The following is a 1035-nucleotide window of genomic DNA, read 5'->3' as shown; positions in this document are numbered from 1 at the left end:
CCACGGTTTGGAATACAAGCTCTCAGATTATCAAAAAAAATAATACAACTACACAAAAAAAGGCATCGGGGTGGTTTTCCCCGATGCTTTTCTTACTCAAAATTAAGTCGGTGATGGAAAACGGCACTGTGAAATATGTAAGGGGCGGAGAATCTTCGGGTATGTGATCGCTATAAAAGAATGAGTTGGTGGAAATGAAATTGCGAGAGGGAAGTTTGCAGAGTAGTTAGAGGCAAATAATATTTTACTCATGCAATCATGGGTAAAGAATTGCCTTCCAGACGAGCAAATTGCACATAACATGTGCATTGCCTATTCAACTTTAAAAGTTTGGAAAGAAAAGTATTCGGCCATTTCGGCTGCCTTAAAAAGAGGAAAAGAGGTAGTGGGCCGGGGAGTCGAGAACGCTCTGTTTAAACGCGCTTTTGACTTTGAATATACAGAACAAACTGTGAAAGTAGTTGACAGGGATAAGGATGTCATCGAAAGTGAGCAAAGGGAATTTGAAAATCGCTATAGTATGAGGGTTTTGGTATACTTGGTATAATAAATGATTAGGAGATGAGTAGATGGTTTCTTTAGAAGGTAAGCTTATATTTAAGTGCGTAGAAAGTGATCATGTTGGTTTAGTAGAAGTTGTTGCTGGAGATTTTGATTTTGAGAATACATGGACTGAGCCTGATCGTGGAATGGGTACAGAAAGCGGGTTCGAAGCAACGGTAGAAACAACTTGCCCTAACTGTAATAGAGAATATGAGGTGTACTATACGTATACTGAATATCCTCAAGGCGCTCCAAATTTTGAAGATTTTTCAATAAGAGATAACAATGGGGAAGAAATTGATGTGGAAATATTAGAAAATTCCCTAACTATATTTTAGCTTATCCTAAAGACCTCATCCGGGGTCTTTTTTTATACAAAAAATTAAGAGAACGGAGGTGATCCTGAATTATTCATAGGTTTTCAGAAAACACCTTGAAATCTTGTTCTATCAACGTATTCTTTATTTCACTTTCACACCCAAAAGGTGTGAA

At 37.6% G+C, this 1035-nt stretch carries 1 protein-coding gene; it reads left to right on the top strand.

Annotated elements, in window-relative coordinates:
* Positions 1–569: 569 nt before the first annotated feature.
* Complete coding sequence (locus BMZ71_RS14595) at positions 570–881, top strand: hypothetical protein (RefSeq protein WP_086990990.1); 312 nt, start codon at positions 570–572, stop codon at positions 879–881.
* Positions 882–1035: the final 154 nt, after the last annotated feature.

Source organism: Trichococcus flocculiformis (assembly GCF_900113645.1).
Taxonomy (GTDB): domain Bacteria; phylum Bacillota; class Bacilli; order Lactobacillales; family Aerococcaceae; genus Trichococcus; species Trichococcus flocculiformis.
Note: the sequence above shows the minus strand (reverse complement) of the source record. Positions and strands in the feature narration are given on the sequence as shown.